The following is a 21,669-nucleotide window of genomic DNA, read 5'->3' as shown; positions in this document are numbered from 1 at the left end:
CGGCGCAGGCCACGCCAGTGCCTGCGCCGATACCGGGGAACAGACCGGCTAGGGACCACACGCTACGCCGCATGCTCGACGCCCGGCACGCCGATTGCGTTGATATCGCCCTAAGTGACGCCCAGCCGACACCGAACCCCGGGCGCACCCCCCATCCGGGCACCCGCGCCCGGCGTTCCGGCCGTCAATCCCGGTCCGAACCGGAACCGGCGGGACGGTCGTGGCCCCGAACCACACGGCCCCGAATCAGGCGGCCCGGTGTCAGACGAGCCGGTGTCAGGCGGCCCGGTGTCAGACGAACCGGTGTCAGACGGGCCGGGCCGCGGGCTGGGCCGGCGCGACCGGGCGGGCGGGCCGGCGGGCCGCCTCGTCGCGGATCTCCCCGACCAGCTCCTCGAGGATGTCCTCCAGCGCGACCAGGCCGAGGGACTCGCCCGAGGCGTCGACCACCTGGCCCAGGTGCGCACCGGAGCGCTGCATGACCGTCAGCGCCTGGCGCAGCGTCGCGTCCGCCGGCACGTGCACCAGCGGGCGCAGCCACTTCGCCGCCACCGGAGACGCCCGTCGCTCCGGTCGGGTCTCCAGGATGTCCTTCAGGTGCAGATACCCGATCAGCCGGCCACCGAAGTCGTGCACCGGGAACCGGGTGTAGCCGGTGCTGGCCGCCAGCTGCTCCAGCGCCCTGGGAGTGATCTCCGTCGGGACGGTGACCAGGCCCTCCCGGGGCAGCAGCACGTCGCGGGCCGCCCGCTCGTCGAAGGCCAGCGCGCCGCTGACCAGCTCGTGCTCGTCCGCCTCCAGGAGGCCCTCGCGGCGCGACTCGTCGACCAGGCCGGCCACCTCGTCGCGGGTGAAGACGCTCGCGACCTCGTCCTTCGGCTCGATCCGGACCAGTCGCAGGCTGGCGTTCGCGACCCAGTTCAGCGCGACGATCACCGGTCGCAGCACCAGCACCAGGCCGGCCAGCGGCGGGGTCAGCACCAGGGCGGCCCGGTCCGGCGCGCCGAGCGCGATGTTCTTCGGCACGGTCTCACCGATCACCACGTGCAGGACGGTGACCAGCACCAGGGCCAGCACGAACGCGATCGGGTGGATCGCCGCGGCGGGCAGGCCGACGGCCTCGAACGGGTGCTCGATGAGGTGGGCGATGGTCGGTTCGGCGAGCGCGCCGAGCCCCAGGGTGCAGACGGTGACCCCGAGCTGCGAGCCGGCCAGCATCAGCGACACGTGCTCCATCGCCCGCAGCGTGATCCGGGCCGACCACGACCCGGCCTGCGCCCGTGGCTCGATCGTCGTGCGGCGCGCCGAGATCAGCGCGAACTCCGCGCCGACGAACAGCGCGTTGCCCAGCAGCAGCGCCACGACCAGCGCCAGCTTCAGCACGTCGTTCACCGGGTGCCGTCCCAGCCGGCCGCGCGGCCGTTGCCACGGGGGGGATGGGCCGGCGGCAGGGCGCGGCGCGGGTCGACGACGACGTCGCCGTCGGCCAGCTCCGAGCCGCCCCCCGGCCGCGCGCCCTGACGGCCCTGGCCCGCGCGATCCGCGTCGTCACGGTCGTGGCCGCCGTCCTCCGGGGCGTGTTCGGGGTCGTCCCGCCTGCCGTGGCGCCTGGGCGCCGGGCCGGCGGCCGGCGGGTCGAGGCGGATGCGGTCGACCCGGCGGCCGTCCATCCGCTCGACGGTGTAGCCGACGCCGGCCACCTCGACCGCGTCACCTGCGGCCGGGATGCGCCCGAGCGCCGCGGCCATCAGGCCGCCGAGCGTCTGGTAGGCGTCGTCGGTCGGGACGGGCACGCCCGTCAGCTCCTCGGCCTCCTCGGGGCGCAGCAGGCCGGACAACGCCCAGCTCCCGTCGCGGTGGCGCACGGCGCGCGGGCTCACCCGGTCGTGCTCGTCGACGACGTCGCCGACGATCTCCTCGATCAGGTCCTCGGCCGTCACCAGCCCGTCGGTGCCGCCGAACTCGTCGACGACGATCGCCATCTGCAGGCCGCCGGCGCGCAGCGTCTCCAGCAGCGGCTCCAGCGGGGCCGTGGACGGGACCGTGACCGTCGGCCCCATCACCGCGCGGACCGGGGTGGTCGCGCGGTCCTCCTCGGGCACCGCGACGGCCCGCTTGATGTGGATGAGACCCACCACGTCGTCGCTGTCCTCGCCGAGCACCGGGAACCGCGAATGCCCGGTCCGCCGCGTCAGCGCGATCACCGCGGCGACCGGCTCGTCGGCGCTGATCGAGCGCATTCGGACCCGCGGCGTCATCACGTCCTGGGCGGTGCGGTCCCCGAACAGCAGTGAGCGCTGGACCAGCGTCGCGGTCTCCCGGGCCAGCGCGCCGTGCTCCGCCGACCGGCCGACCAGGGAGAACAGCTCCTGGGCCGAGCGGGCCGAGGCCAGCTCCTCGCGCGGGGTGATCCCGAACCGGCGCAGCAGCAGGTTGGCCGCGCCGTTGAGGAACCGGATCAGCGGCAGGGCCGCGGCGGTGAAGCCCCGCTGGAAGCGCTGGGCACCGTTCGCGGTCGCGAGCGGCCGGGCGAGCGCGACGTTCTTCGGAACCAGCTCGCCGAACACCATCGTCAGGACGGTGGCGATCACCAGCGCGAGCACCACGGCCAGGTCGTCCGCGAGCTGCCCGGACGCGCCGACCCGGCCGAGCGGGCCGGACAGCAGCTCGGCGATCGCCGGCTGGGCCAGGTAGCCGATGCCCAGGTTGGTCAGCGTGATGCCGAGCTGGGCGCCGGAGAGCTGGGTCGACAGGGTGCGCAGCGCCCGCAGGGTGCCGTGGGCTGCCCGGTCGCCGTCACGCGCCGCGCGCTCCACGGTGGCGCGGTCGACGGTGACAAGGGCGAACTCGGCGGCCACGAACAGGCCGCAGCCCGCGAGCAGGATGACTCCCGCGACGAGAAGGAGCGCCTGAGTCACCGGTCGACCCCCACGGGCGCTCCCACGCGCGCGGATCGGTTCGGACTACAACCGGTATCGCCCGAGTCGTTCATGATCCCTTCCGTCGTCGTCCTGTGCCGGCGCATCGGGCCTTCCCCGGCCGGCCTGGTTCAACGCATGACACACCACCAGTGGCGCGCCGACCCGGCGGGCGGCGCGTGGCGTCGGGTGCCGCGCGAGCGCCCTGGGCACCCGGCCGCCGAGTCCGGCGCGGGCACGATCGCCCGGCCACCGGGCCCGCGGCGCGGGAGCCCTGGTCCCAGTGTGGCGGAGCCGTGGGCGCGGCCGAACCGGCATTGCCCACTCCGGGCACGAACCATGCCGCGGGCCGGCGCCGTTTGATCACGATATGACCCCCCGCGCGTCGAGGTCACACGCACCTGGGCCAGGCCCAGGCCTGGGAGCGGGCGGCTGGATGCCTTCCGTCGATCGAGGCCGCTGTTACTGTCGGTGACAGATCCAGCACTGATCGCTCGAGGGGGTAGGCATGGCGGGCCGAGGGTCCGGGGGATCGCGCCGAGACGGGTCCGCCCGCCGTGCCGCCGTACCCGCGCCGCGGCAGGGCGAGCCAGCCGGTCCGGCGCAGCCGCCGCGACGGCGGCCCGTCGCCCAGGCGGACCCGCCGGAGCCGGACGCGGACCCGCCGGAGCCGGACGCGGACCCGCCGGAGCCGGACGCGGGCCTGCCGGAGCCGGACGCGGGCCTGCCGGCCGATCCGGGGACCGCGCGGCCGGCCCGGGCGGGGTGGCACCTGGTCGCGGGCTCGGCCGGGCTCGCCGCGGCGGCCACCGCGACCGCCGGGCTCGTCGCCGGCGCCGCCGGCGCCGTCTACCTCGGCTGGCGCGCCGGCCATCTCGGGGGCACCGGGTTCACGGGCGGTCTCGCGTTCGCCGCCGAGCTGGCGCTCTACCTCGTGGTGGTGGGCCTCGCGGTCTGCGCGGCGCGGGTGAACCGCGGGTTCGTCCGCCGCGCGCCCGCTCCGGCCGGCACGCTGGACGTGTTCGTCGTCAGCCGCGGTGAGCCGCTGTCCGACGTCGACCGCACGCTGCGCACGGCCCAGGCGATCACCTACCCGCACCGCACCTATCTGCTGGTCGACACCCGGATCGACGACGCGGCGCTGCCCGGTGGCCGCGGTGGCGCCTGGGCCGCCGCGGCGCTGGCGGATCGGCGCGACATCACCTGCCTGACCCGGGACGACGGGCCGCCGAGCCGCACCGGCCTGCTCAACGCCGCCCTGGCGGTCACCGATGGTGACGCGGTGCTGCTGCTCGACGTCGGCGACACGGTCTGCGCCGACGCCGCCCACCGGGTGCTCGGCTACCTGCGCGACCCGCAGGTCGGGTTCGTCTCGTCGGCCTGGCGGCCGACCGCGTCGGGGCAGGGCCCGCTGCCCGACCGGGCCGAGGCGGCGCTGGCCCGGATGGTCGCCGCGGGCCGGGACCGCGACGGTGCCGCCACCGGCGTGGGCAGCGGCACGCTGTACCGCCGGGTCGCGCTCGAGACCGTCGGCGGTTTCGGCGTCCGGGCCGCGACCGAGGAGCCACGGACCTCCTACGAGCTGCACTCCGCCGGGTGGGCCAGCGTCCACCACCCGGACGTCGTCACCGCCCGCGCGGCCCGCCCGCCGGCGGTGGCCGCGCGGCTCACCCTCGCCCGCGCGCTCGACCGGCTGCGGATACTGCTGTTCGACAACCCGCTGGCCAAGACGGGCCTGACCACCCGGCAGCGGGCGCACCACCTCGGCGACGCGGCCCTGCCGCTGCTCGCCGCCGCGCAGATCGGGTTCTGGCTGACCCCGGCGCTGATGGTGCTCGCGGGCGGGCGGCTCAGCTCGGGGACGGACGCCGTCCAGTGGCTCGCCTTCGGCCTGCCCTACCTGGCGGCCACCGGGCTGTTCGCGGCGGCCGTCACCACCGAGGGCGGCCTGGTCGGGCGTGGGCTGGCGGCCGCGCTGGCCGGCTGGCTGGCGGCGATCCCGCTGTCGCTGCTGGCGCTGGCCCGGATCGTCGTGCTCGGCGGCCGGTCCGGCGCGGCCCCCGATCTCGCGCGGCGTGCCCTGCGTTCGGCTCCCGGCCAGGGCCCGGTCCGGGCCACCTCGACCGCACCGGCCGCGGCCACCGAGGTCAGGGCCGTGCCCGGGAAGTCGTTGCCGGCCAAGTCCGTGGCTGGGAAGGCCGTGGCTGGGAAGGGCACGGCTGGGAAGAGCGCGGCGCGGAAAGGCGTGGCGGAGAAGGCCGTGGTCGGGAAAGACACGGCCGGGAAAGGCGTGGCGGGGAAGGCCGTGGCCGGGAAAGCCGCGGCCGGGAAGGCGACCACGTCGAAGGCCGCCCTGGTCAAGGCCGTGCCCACGACGGCCGTGGTGGGGAAGGCCACGACGTCCAAGGCGCTGGTGCGCGCGAAGGCCGCGCCCACGGCCGGCCTGGCGAAGGCGGTGCCCCCGCGGGTCACTCAGGGGACCGCACCGGTCAAGGCCGGGCCCGCGAAGAGGGCACCGCTCGCGGCGGTGGGCAGGACCGGGCTCGTCAAGGGCGCCTGGAACCGGACGGTGACCGCCTGGCCTTCGGGGCTCACGGCCCATCCGGGCTCGGCCCTCGGCCAGCTCACGCCGGACCGGTGGACACCGTCGCTGCTGGTGGTGTCGCTGCCGGCCGTGGCGCTGGCCGCCTCGGTGCTCGTCGCCGCCGTGCGGCCGGACCGGGGCCATCTCGTCGCGTTGGCCTGGGCGGGCGCCGTGCTGCTCGTCGCCGCGGAGGCGGTCGCCGCGGCGTGTGCGCTGCAGTCGGCGACGGTGCGCGTCGGCGGCCGGCTGCGCGCGACGATCGGCGCCGCGGTCCTGATCGCCGCGGCGCTCGCCGTCGCCTTCGGCTGACCCGGCCGCACCTTCGGCCGCACGCGCAGTCGTCTTCGGCCGACCTGGGTGCCTCCGACCGGCTGCCGTCGAGAGGGACCGAGGGCGTCCTGGACGGGTTCCGACGCCTTGCGTGGTTGATGGCACGATGGTGGTGTTGGTCACCCAGCGCGTCGGGCGATCGGGGCCGGCTGACCCGCCGCGACAGGGCCGTTCGGCGGCCGGCGGGGCTGGAACCTGTTCGAGCGACGCGGCAAATCGGGTGTTCCGTTGGTTTGTGGACCGGCCTCCAGGGGCCCTGCTTCGTCACATTTCGTGACGGGTCCCGAAGGTCGCTCCGGCCGGCGGCCGGGGGCGGCGCGGGCCGCCGACCGGGCGTGTGGCCCCGAACCCGCGTGGTGCCGGGGTCCGCGGTCGGGTCACGGCGCGCCCCGCCGGGCCGACCGGGCCGAGCGCCCGGGAGCGGGACCCGTGCGATTCGCCGTCGGTTCGGGCCGTTACAGTGTGCGCGAAGCGGATAACCCCGGCCGCTTCCGCACCAGTCCGTCCCCGCGAGCGATCCCCCGGAACCAGAAGCGGAGCCAACGATGCGTGAGCCGATCGCCCGTCACCGGGCGACGCGCCCCCACCGGTGGCATTCCGGGTACGCCGCGAGGGACACTGCCGTCGGTTCCGTAGCGTTGAGTGACCAAAATGGATCATTCGGAGCGCACCCCGTGTCAGGTACGGGGCCCACGGGTGCACCGACGGCGCGGACGGCGTCGTCGCTCTCGTCTTACACCCCAAGGAACGGCTGAGTCTTGATGTCGGAAAACGTGGACGTCGTCGTCATCGGCGCCGGACCGGCGGGCCTCACGGCCTCCTACGAGCTGCATCGGTACGGGATCCCGTCGACGATCCTCGAGGCCGACACCCAGGTGGGCGGCATCTCGCGCACCGTCGAGCGGGACGGCTGGCGGTTCGACATCGGCGGCCACCGGTTCTTCTCGAAGGTCCAGCGGGTCGAGGACTTCTGGCACGAGATCCTGCCCCAGGAGGACTTCCTGCTGCGGCCGCGCAAGAGCCGGATCTTCTACCAGGGCAAGTACTACGACTACCCGATCAAGGCGGTCAACGCGCTGCAGAACCTCGGCCCGCAGGAGGCCGCGATCTGCATCGCCTCGTACCTGCGCGCCCGGATCAGCCCGCCGAAGGACCAGTCGGACTACGAGAGCTGGCTGGTCGCCCGGTTCGGGTGGCGCCTCTACCGGACGTTCTTCAAGACCTACACCGAGAAGGTCTGGGGCGTCCCGGTCAGCGAGATGCCGGCCGACTGGGCCGCGCAGCGGATCAAGAGCCTTAACCTCGGCAACGCGATCCTCAACGCGGTCAAGCCGAAGACGAACCAGAAAGAGATCACCTCGCTCATCGAGGAGTTCGAGTACCCCAAGTACGGCCCCGGCATGATGTGGGAGGTCTGCCGCGACAAGGTCGTCGCGCAGGGCTCGAAGATCCGCATGGAGACGAAGGTCGTCGAGATCCGGCACGAGGACGGGAAGGCCTTCGAGGTCGTCGCCGAGGACGCCAACGGCGGCATCACCGCCTACCCGGCGACCGACGTGATCTCCTCGATGCCGATCTCGCAGCTCATCGAGATCATGAGCCCGGCCGTCCCGCCGCGGGTGCTCAAGGCCGCGCAGGACCTGCGCTACCGCGACTTCCTCACCGTGGCCCTGGTCGTGCCGTCGAACGCGGTCTCCTGGACCGACAACTGGATCTACATCCACGACCCGTCGGTCCGCACGATGCGCATCCAGAACTTCGCGTCCTGGTCGCCGTTCCTGGTCAAGGACGGCCGTAACGTCCTGGGCCTGGAGTACACGGTGTTCGAGAACGACTCCGAGTGGACCGCGCCCGACGACGAGCTCATCGAGAAGGGCAAGAAGGAACTCGACAAGCTCGGCCTGGTCGCCTACAAGGACATCGAGGCCGGCTACGTCGTCCGCCAGCCGAAGGCGTACCCGATCTACGACGACCGCTACGGCGCGAACGTCGACGTGATCCGGGGCTGGCTGACCGACTACGCGAGCAACGTCCACCCGGTCGGCCGCAACGGCATGTTCCGTTACAACAACGCCGACCACTCGATGTACACCGCGATGCTGACCGCCGAGAACATCGTCAAGGGCACCGCCCACGACGTCTGGTCGGTCAACGTCGAGGAGGAGTACCACGAGGAGAAGGACGGCGGCTCGACGGGCTCCGCGAAGCCGGCCGGCTCGCTGGGCACCGGCCGGGACGCGCCGGTTCTTCCCCGCAAGGTCCTCGACGCGGCCCGCAGCCGCGTGGCCGGCTCGCGGTAGTAGTAGACCAACGACGCGGCCCCCGGCGCACCTGCCGGGGGCCGTTCGTCATGCCCGGACCGGGCGGACCAGGGCCTCCTGGACGACCGTGGCGACCAGGACGCCGTCGGTGTCGAAGAACTCGCCGAAGGCCAGGCCGCGGCCGTTCGAGGCGGTCGGGCTGCCCTGGTCGAACAGCAGCCACTCGTCGGCCCGGAACGGGCGGTGGAACCAGACGGCGTGGTCGAGTGACGTGAGCGCCATGCCACCGGCCATCCCGCCGTGCGGTCCCATGATCGAATGCGACAGCGTCAGGTCGGACATGTACACGAGCGCGCAGGCATGCGTGTGCTGGTCGTCCGGCAGCTTCTCGGTCACCCGCAGCCAGGCTCGCAGCCGGGCCGGCGCCGTCAGCCCGGAGCCACCGGTGTACCGGTCGTCCGCTCCGGTGCCGGCCATCCCGAAGCCGGCCACGACCCGCACCTCGAAGCCCCGCCGGCCCCAGGCCTCCCGCCGGTCGTCGTCGCGGGTGTCCCGCGCTGACGGGCCGGTCTCGGTGCCCTCGTCGTCGCGCCGGCGGCCCTCGAAGAACGCGAGGCCGTCCGGCGGCGGCGCTGCCTTCGGCGCCGTGCGCTGGTGGTTGACCGGGCTCTCCTCGTGCCGGTGGAACGACGCCGACAGGACGAAGATCGCCTCGTCATGCTGGATCGCCGTGATCCGGCGGGTGGTGAACGACCGGCCGTCGCGAATCCGCTCGACCTGGTAGTCGATCGGGATCGTGGTGTCGCCGCCGCGGACGAAGTAGCTGTGCAGCGAGTGGACCGGGCGGCCCGGCTCGACCGTCGACGTGGCCGCGACGAGCGCGTGCGCGGCGACCTGGCCGCCGAACGCCCGCAGCGGCGCGCCCTCGTGGCTGACCCCGCGGAAGAGGTCCGGCTCCGGCTGCTCAAGCGTCAACAGGCTCAGGAACGAGCCGACCTCGCCGGTCGCCGCGGTGTCCACCGCTACCTCCGTCATCTGGGTGCGCCAGCGCGCCGCCCCTGGCTCCACATCCTGCTCCGGGCTCGACGCTCCTGAGCAGCAGGGACGCCGGACGGCACCCTGTCGGCGCGCCACCGCCCGCCTCAGGCCGGACCGGCCGAGCGGGCGCGCGGAACTCCGTGTACTGGTTCGCGAACCTACCCGCCGCCTCCGGCACCCAAGCTATGATCATCGCCATAGTCGGCCTGGTCGGTGACCTGCGCGACGCCGTCGGCGGGCGTCTCGGCACCCGGCGCGGCCTCAGCCTCGGCTGTGGCGGGCGGCCGCGGCGCCTGGCTCGCCAGCCGCCTGGCCTCCCGCTCGAACCGCTCGGCCTCGGCGACCCGCTCGGTCCCGGCCGGGTAGCGGCCCAGGCGGGCCTCGACGGCCGCACGGGCCTGGCGCACGGCGTCGTCCAGGCTGCCGTCGCCGCTGGCGAGACCGGCGGCGAGCAGCGCCCGGGCGAGCAGGAGCTCCGGCCAGCCCGGGTCGAGGTTCGCCCCGATCCGGCGGTTGGTCGCCAGGACGTAGCGGATCTCGGCCACGGCGGCGGCGGGCTCCTCGGCCAGCAGCAGCGCGTGCGCCCGCACCAGCTGGGCCCGCAGCGTCGCCCCCGAGGACGGCCCGAACCGCTCCTGTCGCGCGGCCACGACCGCCTCCGCGAGGGATCGTGCCTCGGCGACCAGGGCGGCGCCCGTCCTGGCCAGGTCATCCCGGGTGACCCGCGGGTACCCGCCGGGCCCGTCGCCACGGGCTCCGCCGCCCACGCTGTCGGCGGCGGTCCCGGCCTGGGCCGCGCCGGCCGGCCCGGGGGCGTTGTCCGGACCGAGGGCGCTCGCCTCGGGATTCGCCGGCTCGGCGGCATCGGCCTGGCGCGGGACGGCCCGTTCGGCGGCCTTGAGGAGGCACTGGGCCAGGATGATCTGCGGGATCCAGGTGAACGAGTGCTCCGGGCCCCAGACGGCCAGCCGGAGCGCGATCTCCTGCCGGGCGATCACGCAGGCGCGGCTCAGGTCGTCGGAGGTGCCCCGCTCACGCAGCGCCGTGGCCAGGTTCGCGTACGCCGTGCTCGTCCGGTGCGCCCGCGCGCCGAGGATGGCCAGCCGCCGGCGCCACTCGACCTCGTAGCTCTGCACGGCCGCGTCCCGGTCCACCGGGTCGCCGGACAGCCGGACGTACCGGGCATGCAGCGCCTTGATGCTCATCAGCGTCGTGTCCCGGCGGTCGAGCGACGAGTCGGCCCGGACGTGCAGGTCGTCCCAGACCCGGGCCGACTCGACCACCGAACGGGTCCGGCTGCGCAGCTCCTCGACCGTGTACTCGACGAGGAGGGCGAGCGGGCTGTCCGCCCCGAGCAGGTCGGTGACCTCGTCCAGCAGTCCGACGAGCGGCCGCGGGTCGGCGGCCTGGTCGGCGTAGGTGAGCATCGTCTGGACCCGGCCGCGCAGGCGGCGGGCCAGCTCACCGCAGTCCTCGGGGCCCGCGGTGGTACCGGAGGGCCGGCTCATCGGCCCTCCGCCAGCAGTGTGAGGACGGCGCGCAGCCGGGGGGCGAGCTCGTCGGCGATCCGGACGCGGTCATCCGCGGCCAGCCGCGGCAGCTGGTGCTCCAGCTGGGTCATCACGTCGGCTACCTCCGCGGTGATCTTCTCGGTCCCCGGCCCGGCGACGGAGACGAGGCTCGTGAGGCTCGGATGCACAGCGGCGAGCACGAAGGCCGGGCCGATCCCGCTCGACTCGACCGCCGTGCGCACCACCGTCGTGAGCAGGGCGGTAACCGCGGCCAGGCCTGGGTCGACGGGCGGGGCCGGCCGGCGGGCGGCCGGCGGCGCCTCACGGCCGCCCGCCCGGTCGGCACCTGGCACAGCCGGGACGGCGGGCCCACCGGCCCCGGGCCGGTCACCAGCAGCGGCGCCGCCGGGCTGGCCGCCGTCGGCGAGCCTGAGCAGGTCCTCGACGGCGGCGACCGGTGGCGCGAAGGAGGCGGCGGTGGCGAGGGACCGGGAGCACATCGCCCAGTCCGCGACGACGCGGATGAGGCTCGCCGCGGCCAGCCAGCGGTCGGCGACGGTCAGGTCGTCGAGCGCGCCCAGCCAGCCCTCCCGATGCGGCCAGTAGCTCCACACCTTGGTCTCGGCGACCAGCAGGTCGAGGACCCGTTCGCCCCGCTGCTTCTCGTAGAGGCGACGCGGCGACGCGGCGACCAGCGCGCCCGCCAGCGAGCCCGGGCTGCGCGGGCTTACCAGGTAGTAGAGCGTCGACGGCCGGCGCTGGCCGGCCGCCGCGGCCAGCTCGTCGCGCGCCAGGCCGTCCGTCGTTCCGCCGGTGGCCCGGAGCTGGTCGACCAGGGTCTCGTAGTACCTCGTCCTGGTCTGCCAGTTCAGACGCTGCACGAGCCCACCCGACTCGCGCCGGGCCGGGTCGGGCCGGAAACGCGCGGACCGGTACCACCCGGCGACCGCCGTCTCTTCCAGTTCCCCCGTCAATCGCACGATGGATCCCCCGTGTCCCACCATGGCAGCCTTGCCCTGACGCCGGTTCGCGGCCGCGATGGTTGATCATCGCATCCCGGCCGCCGGCCGAACCAGCGCGGCGGCGGGCGAACGTCAGCATAATGAAAATTGCAGACCATAGGTGGCGACCTCGGCGTACCGCCGGACCGGCTTCGTCGTGTTCCGCGCCGCCGTCGCTGCCGTGCTTCGCTACTGTTGTCCGACACGCCCGGTCACACTCAGATACCCCGCCCTTACGGTGCCGGGCCGACAGACCCGTCCGAGATGAACAATGAACGCTTCTGACACCGCGGCGCTTCATGACGAGCTGCGATCGCTCGCGCGCAGCCGTGGGCTTCGCGCCGCGAACCTGGGCGCACGGGTCGGTCCGTCGCTGCGCCGGCATGCCGGGCTGGGTGAGTCCGTCGGCATCGAGCTGCGGACTCGTCTCGTCGCCTGGCTGCGCGACCGGATCGCCGTGTTGCCCGCCGATCTGCGCATCGTCGTCGCCTTCGCGCTCGCGCTCGACCCGCGCGCCGACCAGCGGCTGCTGACCGACCGGCTCGGCTGGCTCGCGGTCGAGCTCGACCGCGACCCGCGCACGGTCCGCCGTCGCTGCGAGGAGGCGTTCCGGCTGCTCGCCGAGACGGCCGCCGCGGTGGATCCCGACGTCCCGGCCGGCCGGTCCCGTTCCGTGGGCCTCGCGCCCGCCCCGCCCGCGCTCGCCGGGCCGCCGGCCGGCGCCTGGTACGTGGAACGGGTCTGGGCGGTGCTGCGGCTCGACGGGCCGACGCCCGAGCTGCTGGAGACGCGCCGGGTCGTCGCGCTGGAGGACGGCCTGCGGGAGCTGGCGCTGTCGATGAGCCTGCCGCGGCCGCCGGGCGCGCCCGCCAGCCCGCGCGACCTCGATGTCGATGTGCTGTTCGGCGGCCGGATGGTGCGGATCGACCGCCAGGGCGACACGCACTACTCGCCGGTGTTGCGGCTGCCGCGCGCGCTGGGCCGGCATGAGCGGCACGACTTCGGCTGCGCGTGGCGGGTGCCGGCCGGCCAGCCGATGGCGCCTCGGTACGCGCTCAACCCGACGATCCGCTGCGACGCGCTCGACCTGCGGGTGCGGTTCCCCGAGGATGCCGACCCGAAGGTCGAACTGGTGGACGGCCTGCCGTTGCGGGCCGTCGAGGACCTCGCCATCGACCTGCCGGCGGTCGCGCTCGACGGGGTCAGCGAGGCGTTCGCGCGGTTCAGCGGGCTGGCCTCCGGCCTCTGTTACGGCCTGCGGTGGTCGTGAGCCGCCGCCGGCTGGCGGCGGTACGGCGCGGGGCCACGGTCCGGGCGGGCGTGGCCTGAGCGCGGCGGAGTGGAGCCCCGCGTCGCCGAGGTGATCCGCGAGCCCTGCCCGCGTCCGCACGCGGTCGGTCAGGCCGGACCGATGCGGCGGCGCGGTGGGGTATCGGGCGGGTGGTCGGGCCCCGCGTGGGCCTTCTCCTCGTCCTCGCCGGTCGTCCCGTCGGTGCAGCCGCCCAGGTCGCTGGCGGCCGCCCCTGATCTCGGGCCCTGGGCCTCTCTGGCCATTGCGCGTTCCCCCGATCGCGACGTCCGACCGACGTCCTGGCGGCCGGGTTCCCAACGTCACGCCACGGATGTCCGCCGGAGGCAGGACGCGAGCTCCTGACCGTCGAGCCCAGCGTCGAGCCTGTGGCCGACGCCTCCCCGTACCAGGCGCCGGCCGGCTCGCGTGGTCGCGTAGCTGAGCATGCGTCCTTGGCGCGCCGGCCTGTGAGACATGCCGGCGGACAACTAGATCCGTTCGGCGGGTACCTGGGTGTCCAGTGCTGTCGGCCGGACAGAAAGTGGACACTCCGCAGGTCACGGCGGCTGTCGTCGCCGCATCGGAGCCCCGGGCGGTCCGGCCCTCGCGGGCATCGGTGCGGGCGAGCGTCCCGATCAGGGCGCTGTCCGCACCAAATCGGGCAGCTCTCATATTTCGACCACATGTGGGGGTCCGGCCGCTGCTCTACTGGCGCTGCCACCTGCGGCGACGGTAGCCGCCAGACCGATCGGGGGACGCGATGGAGCCGAACTAGAGCCAGGCAGGTCAGCAGATCAGCGGAGACGGGCCGCCAGCAGGACGGAGTCGCTGTCGCGGCGCGGCCGGGGTTGCCGGGCGGCGTCGGACTGGCCCGAGGATGCCGCCCTGGCGGTCGAGAGCTCGGTGAGCAGCGCGTCGCAGGCCGCCGCGAGCGGACGCACGTCGACACCGGGCTGGACCCCGCCGCTGGCCGATGTGCTCGTGGCCGAGGTGTCTGTGGCCGAGCTGCCCGTGGCCGAGGTGCTCGCGGCTGTGCCGAAGGCCTTGGACGCCGCGGTGGCCAACGCGTCGAGACGGTGGGCGATCGGCGCGTCCGGCTGATCGACGAGGCCGGCGGCGTAGAACAGGACGGTCGCGCCCGACGGCAGCGTCACGGTGCTCTGCGCGTACTCGGTCCCGCCCTCGACCCCGGGCCCGCCGGCCAGGCTCGTGCCGGGGCCAGCGCCCGGGGCCGCGCCCAGCAGCGGGCCGTGCACGTCGCCGAGGAACGAGACGTCGCCCTGCGCGGTGATCAGGACCGGCGGCGGATGGCCGGCGTTGCACCAGGTCAACCGGCCGGTCGGGATGTCGAGGCGGGCCGTGCAGGTCGACGCCAGCGAGCGGTGGCCACCGGCCCGCAACACCTCGGTGAGCCGGCCGGTGATCTGGGCCGGCGGCAGGTCCAGCAGCGCGTAGGCGCGGGCCGCGTGGCACAGCTCCGCCATCTGGGCGGCCATGCCCGGACCGTGGCCGGCGACGTCGCCGACGCCCAGCACCACCGCGTCGGCGTCGAGCGCGATGGCGTCGTACCAGTCGCCGCCGACCCGGTCCGGGTCGCTCGCCGCCAGCCGGCGGGCAGCCAGGTCGAGGCTCGGCAGCACCGGCAGCCGCCTGGGGGGCAGCGCCTCCCACAGCGACCGGGCGGCCGCGACCTCGACCGCGTGCCCGTCCGACGCCCGGGCCGGCCCCGGCGCGGTGCGTGTCGACGAGGCCGACCCGGCGGCGGGCCTCCCGCCGGGTTCGCCAGGAGGTGTCACGGCCGGGGCCGTGGAGCCGGCCCCGGAACCGGGCGCGTCGAGGTCCACGGCGGGCTGGCCCGTCAGGCTCGCGACGGCGACGCTCGCGAACGCGTCGGGCAGGTCGCGCGCGACGGCCGTCGAGACCGCCTCGACCAGCGCCTCCTCCAGGGCACCGGCCAGGCCGCCGGCCATCATCTCCGTGAAGGACTCGTTGATTGACTCGGCCAGCGAGGCCGTCAGCGACTCCGCCACCGCCTCGCCCAGCGCCGCCGCGATGATCGCGTCCACCACGCTGTTCGTCGCCCCGGCGGGGGTACCGGCCACGGCCTCGATCGAAGGCTCACGGGACTTCTTGTCACTCTTGCCCGCGCCCGACTTCTTGAGCTCGGCCTTGGGGGCCTTCGGGCCAGCGCCCTTCCCGCCCCGCGTCTTCTTGGCCTTGTCGGACCGTGCATCGGGCTTCGTCGTCAGTCCAGGCGACGTCGCGGTCGGCAGATCCGCGTCGTTGCTCCGGTCCCGGCGGACTTTCGTCGCTGCTCGTCCCACTGCACACCCCGGTTGAGTCGATTCCACCGACTGGCGGGGTACCCGGCCCGACCGCGGGAAACCGCCCCCGACCAGCGCGGACCGGTCGCGGCGTGGCCCGCTGCCGGCCCGGCCAGGCCCTATCGCCGGCCAGGCCTGGGCGCCGGGTGCCGCTCGCGGGATGACAGCTTGGCCGACGTCACCGCTCGCTCGCGGCGCCCGGGGTGTGCTTCGGGCGGGTTTGCCGTTCGGTTGTGCGTCGTCGATCGGCCGACCGGTGCCACGCGGGCCGACCGGTGGATCCGTTGCGACGCTGGGCAAATGTAGCGTTTCGGACGTCCGTGCCCGTCGAGGGATGAGGCGGGCCGCCGCCACGGTCCGTGGCGGCCGTGGCGAGGCGAGCGGGACCGAGTCAGTGGGGGCCGGAGAGCGGATGGCGCAACGAGACGGGCGGACGGGACCGCGCCGGCTGCTGCCACCGCCCGATGTGGAGCCGCGCCGGCCCGGCACCCGGCGGTCCCCGTTCCGGCGGCCGGTGCTGGTGGTGCTGGCCGTCCTGTCGTTCTCCGTGCTGGTCGTCAGCACGGTCGGCTGGGCCGGCTACCGCCGCTTCGACAGTGCCCTGACCAGGGAGAACGGCTGGAACCTGGCCGGCGCGAGCGACCCGTCCGGCACCATGAACGTGTTGCTGCTCGGCAGTGACAGCCGGGCCGGAACGGGCGGCGAGTATGGCCAGGTCGACGGCGACCGGTCCGACACGACGATCATCGCCCACTTCGGTGCGGACGGTGCGGTGACGCTGCTGTCGTTCCCGCGCGACACCCTGGTGCCGGTCGTTCCCCGGGTGGCCGGAGTGCCCGCGGACGGGAGGTCGAAGCTCACCGACGTCCTGAACCTGGCCGGCGTCCCCGGACTGATCACGACCCTCCAGGCGCTGACCGGCCTGAGGATCGACCACACGATCTCCATCGACCTCGCCGGCTTCAAGGCGATGACGGACGCCGTCGGTGGCGTCACCGTCTGCGTACGGCCGCTGCCCGACGGTGGCACCGGCAACCTCAACGACGCCTGGTCCCAGTGGCACGGCCACCTGGGGGAGAACCGACTGAACGGCGAGCAGGCCCTCGCCTTCGTCCGGACCCGGCACGCGCTCGGCGACGAGCGGCTGCGCATCCTGCGCCAGCAGCAGTTCCTCGCCCGCCTACTGGCGAAGGCGACGGGTCTCGGCGTGCTGACGAACCCGGTCCGGCTCGCCGCGCTGCTCGGCGCCGTCGGCGGCTCGCTCACCGTCGACAAGGGCCTCGGCGAGCAGCAGCTCGTCGCGCTGGCGAACCGGCTGGCCACCCTCGGCCCCGGCAAGCTGACCTTCACCACCATCCCGACCCACGTCCCGACCCGCGCCGAGGGGGCGATCGACGACCGGGGCACGGTCCCGTCCCACCAGCAGGTGCTGTTCCTCGACCAGGACGCGTTCGAGCGCCTGGTCGGCCCGCTGCGATCCACCGCGGGCCGACGGTCGGGCGCGCCCGCGCACCCCGCGACGACGGGCGGCGCGACCGGTACACCGGCGCCGGCCGTCGGCCCGACGCTGGCGCCTGGCGCGGTGACGATCGCGGTGGTGCGCAATGCCGCCGGCCGCAACGGCCTGGCCGCCCAGACCGCCGCCTACCTGCGCGAGCGCGGCTTCACCGGCCCGATGACCGTGGCCGACGCGCACGGCACCCTGGCGACGACCGAGATCCACTACGGCTCCGCAGGCCCTGACGTCGGCGCCGGTGTGGCCGCTGCCCGCACCCTGGCGGCCCTCATCCCCGGCGCCCGCCTCGTCCCGGACCCGGCCGCGCGCCATGGGCTGGTCGTCATCCTCGGGGGGGCGTTCACCCGCCTGGCGACCGGGGGCCCGTCGACCCCGCCGCCGGCCTCGACGTCCCCGCCGGCCGTTCCCGCGCCAGCTGACACGTCCTGCACGCCTTAACAGGGCGGCCGGACGAGGCGCGTGACGAGCCCGGCCCGCCATGCCGGCTTCCGGCCCGGCGGTCGCGTCCCGCGGAACGCGGAGATCACTTCGGGCTACTGGCTCAGGGCCGGGGGCGGTCTCGGTGTGAGGCAGGCCTGATCCGCTCCACGGCGAATAGAGCGGGTGGCCGAGGCGATACTCGTCGTATGGAGCTGCCATCGGTGTCGGATGTGGACAGGCCCGCGGTTCCTGGCTCGACGGGCGGTGCCGACGCCGAGACGACGGAGGCGGTCGATCCAGAAGAAGCCGGTCCCGCGTGCTCGATCGACGACGCGCGACGGCCGGGTCCGGCCGTCGACCAGGTGGCGACCAGGCCGGCGGCTAGCGAGCCGGCGCCGGGCCCGGCGCCGGCCGTCGCCGCCACGTCCCGCGAGGTTGCCGCGCCCGTCGACCGAGACGGCGCAAACGGGCTGGCCGCGCCGGTTCGGCTGGATGACCGGCCATCTCGGGGGGAGTTGACGGCGCCGGTCGTACTCGTCGAGTACGGGGACTTCGAGTGCCCGTACTGCGCGCAGGCCGCGCCGGTGCTGCATGAGCTGGTGGAGACCTGCGGGGGACTGGTACGGCACGTCTTTCGGCACTTTCCGTTGTTCGAGGTGCATCCGTACGCGTTGACGGCGGCGCTGGCGGCCGAGGTGGCCCACGCGCACGACCGGTTCTGGCCGATGCATGACCAGCTTTTCGCCTATCAGTCCCGGCTGAAGGACATCGACCTGCGGATGCGGGCCGAGCGGCTCGGCCTGGACCCGGAGCTTGTCGTCGGTGCCGCGGCCCAGCCGTATGGCGCCGCCGTCGAGGCCGACTACGAGCACGGCGTCGGTGTCGGTGTGCGAGGCACCCCGACGATCTTCATCAACGGCCAGGCTTACCGTGGCCGCACGGAGCTTCCCGCGCTGCGCCGGGCGGTGCACCTGGCGGCCACGTCCGCGATCGTGGCCAGCCCGCCGCTGCCCAGACTCACGGTGCCTGACGGGCCGCCGATCCTCGTCCTCGGGGTGGCCGAAGGCGACGGCCCGAACGGTGCCGGGCATTTCGACAGCGTCCCGCTGTCCGACGATGACTCCCAGCCGACCGGTGATGCGCCGGCGAGCAGCGCGGCCGACCCCCCACCTGCGGCCGACGCCCCACCTGCGGCCGACGCCCTAACTCCGGCCGACACCGCCAGGCTGGACTACGACTCCCAGGAGGAACCGCGCCGAGGCCATCGCCGCTGGTTGCCGTGGTCGAGGAGCTGACCGCCCTACCGGTGCAGCACTGCCCCATCGAGCGGATGCACGGGCATTCCTGGCGCGAGCCACGGCTGGGGCGGTAGCGGTGGGGGAAGGCCGTCGCTCTCGGGGGAGCAGAGCGGCATGCGATCGCCCAGGAAGCGCAGCAGCAGGCTGCCCAGGGTCGCGGCGATCAGCGAGCCGACCAGGATGCCGATCTTCGCCTGGTCGCGCAGCTCCTCGCTGTCGAACGCCAACTCGGTGATGAACAGCGAGATCGTGAAGCCGATCCCGGCCAGCACGGCGGCGCCGAGCAGGTGCCCGTAACGGACCCGGCCGGGCAGGACGCCGAGGCCGCCTCGCACGGCGCAGGTCGCGGCCACCGTGATGCCGACCGCGTTGCCGAGCACGAGCGCGGCCGTGACGCCGTGGGTCACCGGTGACGTCGCCGCGGTCCGCAGCGTGTGCGCGTCGAGGCTCACGCCGGCGTTCGCCAGGCCGAACAGCGGCACGACGACGAACGCGCTGACCGGATGCAACAGGTGCTGCAGCCGCTCGTTCGGGGTGACGGCGGCCCGCGCGGCCGACACCGCGAGCGCCGAGCGCGACGCCGTCGAGTCCTCCTGCAGCGCGCGCACGAACACGGGCACGTTCTCGATCTGCTCGCGGCGGGGTGGCGTCGCGGGCACCAGCAGCCCGATGAGCACTCCCGCGAGCGTGGCGTGCACGCCGGACGCGTGGACCGCGAGCCACAGCAGCAGCGCGGCGACCAGGTAGGGCGTGAGCTGCCAGACGCCCATCCAGCGCAGCACGACGATGGCGACGACCGCGACCCCGGCGAGTACGAGGGCCACGACGTTGACGTGCTTCGTGTAGAAGACCGCCACGACGGTGATGGCGCCGATGTCGTCGACGATGGCGAGCGTGAGCATGAACAGCCGCAGCCGGTCCGGGCAGCGCGGCCCGAACAGCGCCAGCATGCCGAGGACGAACGCGGTGTCGGTCGACATCGCGATGCCCCAGCCGGATGCCCCGCTGCCGGACCGGTTGAGCAGCCAGTAGATCAGCGCCGGGGTCGCGAGGCCGCCGAGGGCGCCGAGCGCCGGCACCGCCACAGCCCTGCGGTCACGCAGCTCCCCGGTGGTCGCCTCCCGGCTGATCTCCAGGCCGACGACCATGAAGAAGATCGCCATGGCGCCGTCGTTCACCCAGTGGTGCAGCGAGAGGTCCAGCGAGGCGCCGCCGACCCGCAGCGCCGCGTGGGTGTTCCACAGGTGGTCGTAGCTGGACGACCAGGGCGAGTTGGCCCAGACCAGCGCGACGACCGTGGCGCCGAGCAGCAGCACGGCGCTGCCCGCCTCGGTCGCGAGGAACTCGCGGACGGCCGGCGCCGGGGCGGGGATGCTGACCCGCAGCGCCGGGCCGGGACGCGGTGGCGCGGTCAAGGTTTCGTCACCCTTCCGGAGCTAGGGCTCGCCGATGACGAGCGGCACGAAGCGGCCGGCCAGCACGGCGTAGACGACCGACGAGGGGTCGCGCCGGTCGCCGAAGGCGTCGAAGGAGACCTGCCCGGTCACGCCGGCGAACGAGCCGCGGCCCACCTGCGCGGCGATCGCGGCGCGGGCGCCGTCGTCGACGGCCAGCCGGCCCGGCAGGACCACGGCGGCGGCGCGCAGCAGCGCGCGGGCCGAATCGTAGGCGTAGGCGGCGAGTGCCGGGATCATCTCGGCCCGCTGGGGGGTCAGCGTCGGCGGCTCGGACCCGGTGGTCCCGCCCCCGTCGGGCCCCGGCTGCCGCACGGCGGCGCTGGCGGCCGGCGGACCCTCGGACGACGTCCCGTCCGTGCCCGCCGACGGCGTGGCCGAGGAGTCCGGCACCTTGTCCGGGGTGGCCGGCTGCTCCGGGCCACCGAGGACCGGGCCCCATCGTTTGAGGAACTCGGCCGCGAAGGCGCCGGCGGCCGGCAGCCTGGAGATCGGGACCGCCAGGTCGGTGGCGAGGTCCCCCTCGGCGGTGTCGCCGGCCGAGTCCAGGTAGCGGGCGCTGAGCATCGCGTCGGTACCCAGCAACGGGACCGACAGCTGCGCCGCGGCCATCCGCTTGCGCAGCGCGCTCGCGAACAGGTAGCCGGTCGTCGTGTAGATCAGGTCCGGGTTCAGCGTCTGGATGCCGTCGGCCACCGACTGGACCTCGGCGGCCGCCGCGGCGTCGCCGTCCACCTGGTAGCTGGCCACCACCTCGGCCCCGGCGGCCGTCGCGTCCCGGGTGAACCGCTCGGCGAGCGACTCGCCATAGGACGGGCCGCCGTCGATGACGAGAATCCTGGACCGGCGCAGCGTGTCGACCGCGTAGTCGGCCCCGGTCTTCGCCTGGAGCGCATCGGTGCCGGACAGCCGGAAGTAGCGGCTGTAGGGGCGTTTGCGGGTGCTCGCCGACGCGTCCTGGGCGGTCAGGTCGGGCGAACTGTTCGACGGTGAGACGACCGGTACCCCGGCGGCATCCAGCACCGGCAGCGCCACCCGGGCGACGGTCGAGCTGAGCGGCCCGACGACGCCGATCAGCGACGAGTCGTCCGCGAACGCCTCAGCGGCGGCCGCTCCGCCGTCCGGGCGCGACAGGTCGTCCTTGGCGACCAGCTCGACCTTCCAGCCGGGGATCGCGTCGGTCTTGTTCGCGTCGTCGACGGCGAGCGTCACCGCGTCGCGCACGGCGATGCCGATGTTGCCGAGGTCCCCGGACAGCGGCGCCATCACCCCGAGCCGCAGCACCCGGGGGTCGGACGCCCCGGGCACACCGTCACCGTGGTCTCTGGCGAGCTCGACGAGGCCGATGGTCAGGCCGGTCGGGATCGCCACCAGCAGCGTGACCAGCCCGGCGAGCAACGCCCGGCCGCGGCCGGTGCCGCGGCGCCGGCCGACCCAGCCGGCCGTCGCCCGCGCCGCGCGGCCCGTCCAGCCGGCGAACCGGCGCAGGCCCGCGACGGCGATCTCCCAGCCAGGCACCAGCGGCCCGTCGGCGCCACCGGCGACGACCAGTTCGGAGCCGGCGCGTTCACTCTCCGGACCGCCGGACAGCCAGCGGCCCAGCCTGCGCAGCAGCGAGGATGCGCTCGCTCGCTCGGCGGGGGGAGGCGCGGGCGCGTCGAAGCCCGGACGCTCCTCATCGGGCGTCATCGGCGGATCGCGGCGGCCGGCATGGGCAGGGCGG

General features: G+C 74.7%; 14 protein-coding genes. 5 read left to right on the top strand and 9 right to left on the bottom strand.

Annotated elements, in window-relative coordinates; translation table 11 throughout:
• Positions 1-306: 306 nt before the first annotated feature.
• Positions 307-1,392 carry a hemolysin family protein gene (locus tag FRAEUI1C_RS24505; RefSeq protein ID WP_013426045.1) on the bottom strand — a complete coding sequence of 362 codons (1,086 nt, stop codon included), beginning with the start codon at positions 1,390-1,392 and terminating at the stop codon, positions 307-309.
• Complete coding sequence (locus tag FRAEUI1C_RS24500; RefSeq protein ID WP_013426044.1) at positions 1,389-2,918, bottom strand: hemolysin family protein; 1,530 nt, start codon at positions 2,916-2,918, stop codon at positions 1,389-1,391. The genes FRAEUI1C_RS24505 and FRAEUI1C_RS24500 overlap by 4 nt, the downstream gene beginning before the upstream one ends.
• Positions 2,919-3,426: 508 nt before the next feature.
• On the opposite strand from FRAEUI1C_RS24500, the gene FRAEUI1C_RS36655 reads away from it, so the two are divergent.
• Together FRAEUI1C_RS36655 and FRAEUI1C_RS24490 are read left to right on the top strand one after the other, a co-directional pair.
• Positions 3,427-5,811 carry a glycosyltransferase gene (locus FRAEUI1C_RS36655; protein ID WP_013426043.1) on the top strand — a complete coding sequence of 795 codons (2,385 nt, stop codon included), beginning with the start codon at positions 3,427-3,429 and terminating at the stop codon, positions 5,809-5,811.
• Between the two features lie 782 nt (positions 5,812-6,593).
• Positions 6,594-8,132 (top strand): NAD(P)/FAD-dependent oxidoreductase, encoded by a 1,539-nt coding sequence (locus FRAEUI1C_RS24490; RefSeq protein WP_013426042.1) that lies wholly within the window; start codon positions 6,594-6,596, stop codon positions 8,130-8,132.
• Positions 8,133-8,180: 48 nt separating this feature from the next.
• Here the strand turns inward: FRAEUI1C_RS24490 and FRAEUI1C_RS24485 are convergent, their stop codons facing one another.
• The 3 genes from FRAEUI1C_RS24485 to FRAEUI1C_RS24475 form a co-directional block, all read right to left on the bottom strand.
• A complete protein-coding gene (locus FRAEUI1C_RS24485; RefSeq protein ID WP_063748011.1) occupies positions 8,181-9,128 on the bottom strand; it encodes an acyl-CoA thioesterase in 948 nt (315 codons plus the stop codon).
• 161 nt (positions 9,129-9,289) lie between these two features.
• A complete protein-coding gene (locus tag FRAEUI1C_RS24480; protein WP_013426040.1) occupies positions 9,290-10,639 on the bottom strand; it encodes a hypothetical protein in 1,350 nt (449 codons plus the stop codon).
• The gene (locus FRAEUI1C_RS24475) at positions 10,636-11,622 is read right to left on the bottom strand and encodes a hypothetical protein (RefSeq protein ID WP_198318624.1); all 987 of its coding nucleotides are present in this window, start codon (positions 11,620-11,622) and stop codon (positions 10,636-10,638) included. The genes FRAEUI1C_RS24480 and FRAEUI1C_RS24475 overlap by 4 nt, the downstream gene beginning before the upstream one ends.
• Positions 11,623-11,914: 292 nt before the next feature.
• On the opposite strand from FRAEUI1C_RS24475, the gene FRAEUI1C_RS24470 reads away from it, so the two are divergent.
• Complete coding sequence (locus tag FRAEUI1C_RS24470; RefSeq protein WP_013426038.1) at positions 11,915-12,913, top strand: hypothetical protein; 999 nt, start codon at positions 11,915-11,917, stop codon at positions 12,911-12,913.
• A gap of 128 nt (positions 12,914-13,041) precedes the next feature.
• Here FRAEUI1C_RS24470 and FRAEUI1C_RS39765 read toward each other — a convergent pair whose 3' ends face one another.
• Positions 13,042-13,197 (bottom strand): hypothetical protein, encoded by a 156-nt coding sequence (locus tag FRAEUI1C_RS39765; protein WP_013426037.1) that lies wholly within the window; start codon positions 13,195-13,197, stop codon positions 13,042-13,044.
• A 531-nt stretch (positions 13,198-13,728) separates the two neighbouring features.
• A complete protein-coding gene (locus tag FRAEUI1C_RS36650) occupies positions 13,729-15,258 on the bottom strand; it encodes a PP2C family protein-serine/threonine phosphatase (RefSeq protein WP_013426036.1) in 1,530 nt (509 codons plus the stop codon).
• 412 nt (positions 15,259-15,670) lie between these two features.
• Between FRAEUI1C_RS36650 and FRAEUI1C_RS24460 the strand changes: the two genes are divergently transcribed.
• Both FRAEUI1C_RS24460 and FRAEUI1C_RS37230 read left to right on the top strand, forming a co-directional pair.
• On the top strand, positions 15,671-17,212 hold the full coding sequence (locus tag FRAEUI1C_RS24460; RefSeq protein WP_013426035.1) for an LCP family protein: 1,542 nt from the start codon (positions 15,671-15,673) through the stop codon (positions 17,210-17,212).
• Positions 17,213-17,400: 188 nt separating this feature from the next.
• Positions 17,401-18,489, top strand: a complete 1,089-nt coding sequence (locus FRAEUI1C_RS37230) for a DsbA family protein (protein ID WP_063748009.1) — start codon at positions 17,401-17,403, stop codon at positions 18,487-18,489.
• Positions 18,490-18,494: 5 nt separating this feature from the next.
• On the opposite strand, the gene nhaA is transcribed toward FRAEUI1C_RS37230, so the two are convergent.
• Both nhaA and FRAEUI1C_RS24445 read right to left on the bottom strand, forming a co-directional pair.
• Positions 18,495-19,907 carry a Na+/H+ antiporter NhaA gene (gene nhaA / locus FRAEUI1C_RS24450; RefSeq protein ID WP_013426033.1) on the bottom strand — a complete coding sequence of 471 codons (1,413 nt, stop codon included), beginning with the start codon at positions 19,905-19,907 and terminating at the stop codon, positions 18,495-18,497.
• A 21-nt stretch (positions 19,908-19,928) separates the two neighbouring features.
• Positions 19,929-21,635: a branched-chain amino acid ABC transporter substrate-binding protein gene (locus tag FRAEUI1C_RS24445; protein ID WP_013426032.1), complete on the bottom strand. Its 1,707-nt coding sequence runs from the start codon at positions 21,633-21,635 to the stop codon at positions 19,929-19,931.
• Between the last annotated feature and the right edge of the window lie 34 nt (positions 21,636-21,669).

The sequence above is a fragment of the Pseudofrankia inefficax genome (assembly GCF_000166135.1).
Lineage (GTDB): Bacteria > Actinomycetota > Actinomycetes > Frankiales > Frankiaceae > Pseudofrankia > Pseudofrankia inefficax.
Note: the sequence above shows the minus strand (reverse complement) of the source record. Positions and strands in the feature narration are given on the sequence as shown.

Bases quoted from the DNA above. Each gene is read 5' to 3' on its own strand.
- FRAEUI1C_RS36655 (WP_013426043.1), top strand. From the start codon at position 3,427: ATGGCGGGCCGAGGGTCCGGGGGATCGCGCCGAGACGGGTCCGCCCGC.
- FRAEUI1C_RS24490 (WP_013426042.1), top strand. From the start codon at position 6,594: ATGTCGGAAAACGTGGACGTCGTCGTCATCGGCGCCGGACCGGCGGGC.
- FRAEUI1C_RS24485 (WP_063748011.1), bottom strand. From the start codon at position 9,128: ATGACGGAGGTAGCGGTGGACACCGCGGCGACCGGCGAGGTCGGCTCG.
- FRAEUI1C_RS24480 (WP_013426040.1), bottom strand. From the start codon at position 10,639: ATGAGCCGGCCCTCCGGTACCACCGCGGGCCCCGAGGACTGCGGTGAG.
- FRAEUI1C_RS24470 (WP_013426038.1), top strand. From the start codon at position 11,915: ATGAACGCTTCTGACACCGCGGCGCTTCATGACGAGCTGCGATCGCTC.
- FRAEUI1C_RS39765 (WP_013426037.1), bottom strand. From the start codon at position 13,197: ATGGCCAGAGAGGCCCAGGGCCCGAGATCAGGGGCGGCCGCCAGCGAC.
- FRAEUI1C_RS24460 (WP_013426035.1), top strand. From the start codon at position 15,671: ATGGCGCAACGAGACGGGCGGACGGGACCGCGCCGGCTGCTGCCACCG.
- FRAEUI1C_RS37230 (WP_063748009.1), top strand. From the start codon at position 17,401: ATGGAGCTGCCATCGGTGTCGGATGTGGACAGGCCCGCGGTTCCTGGC.
- FRAEUI1C_RS24445 (WP_013426032.1), bottom strand. From the start codon at position 21,635: ATGACGCCCGATGAGGAGCGTCCGGGCTTCGACGCGCCCGCGCCTCCC.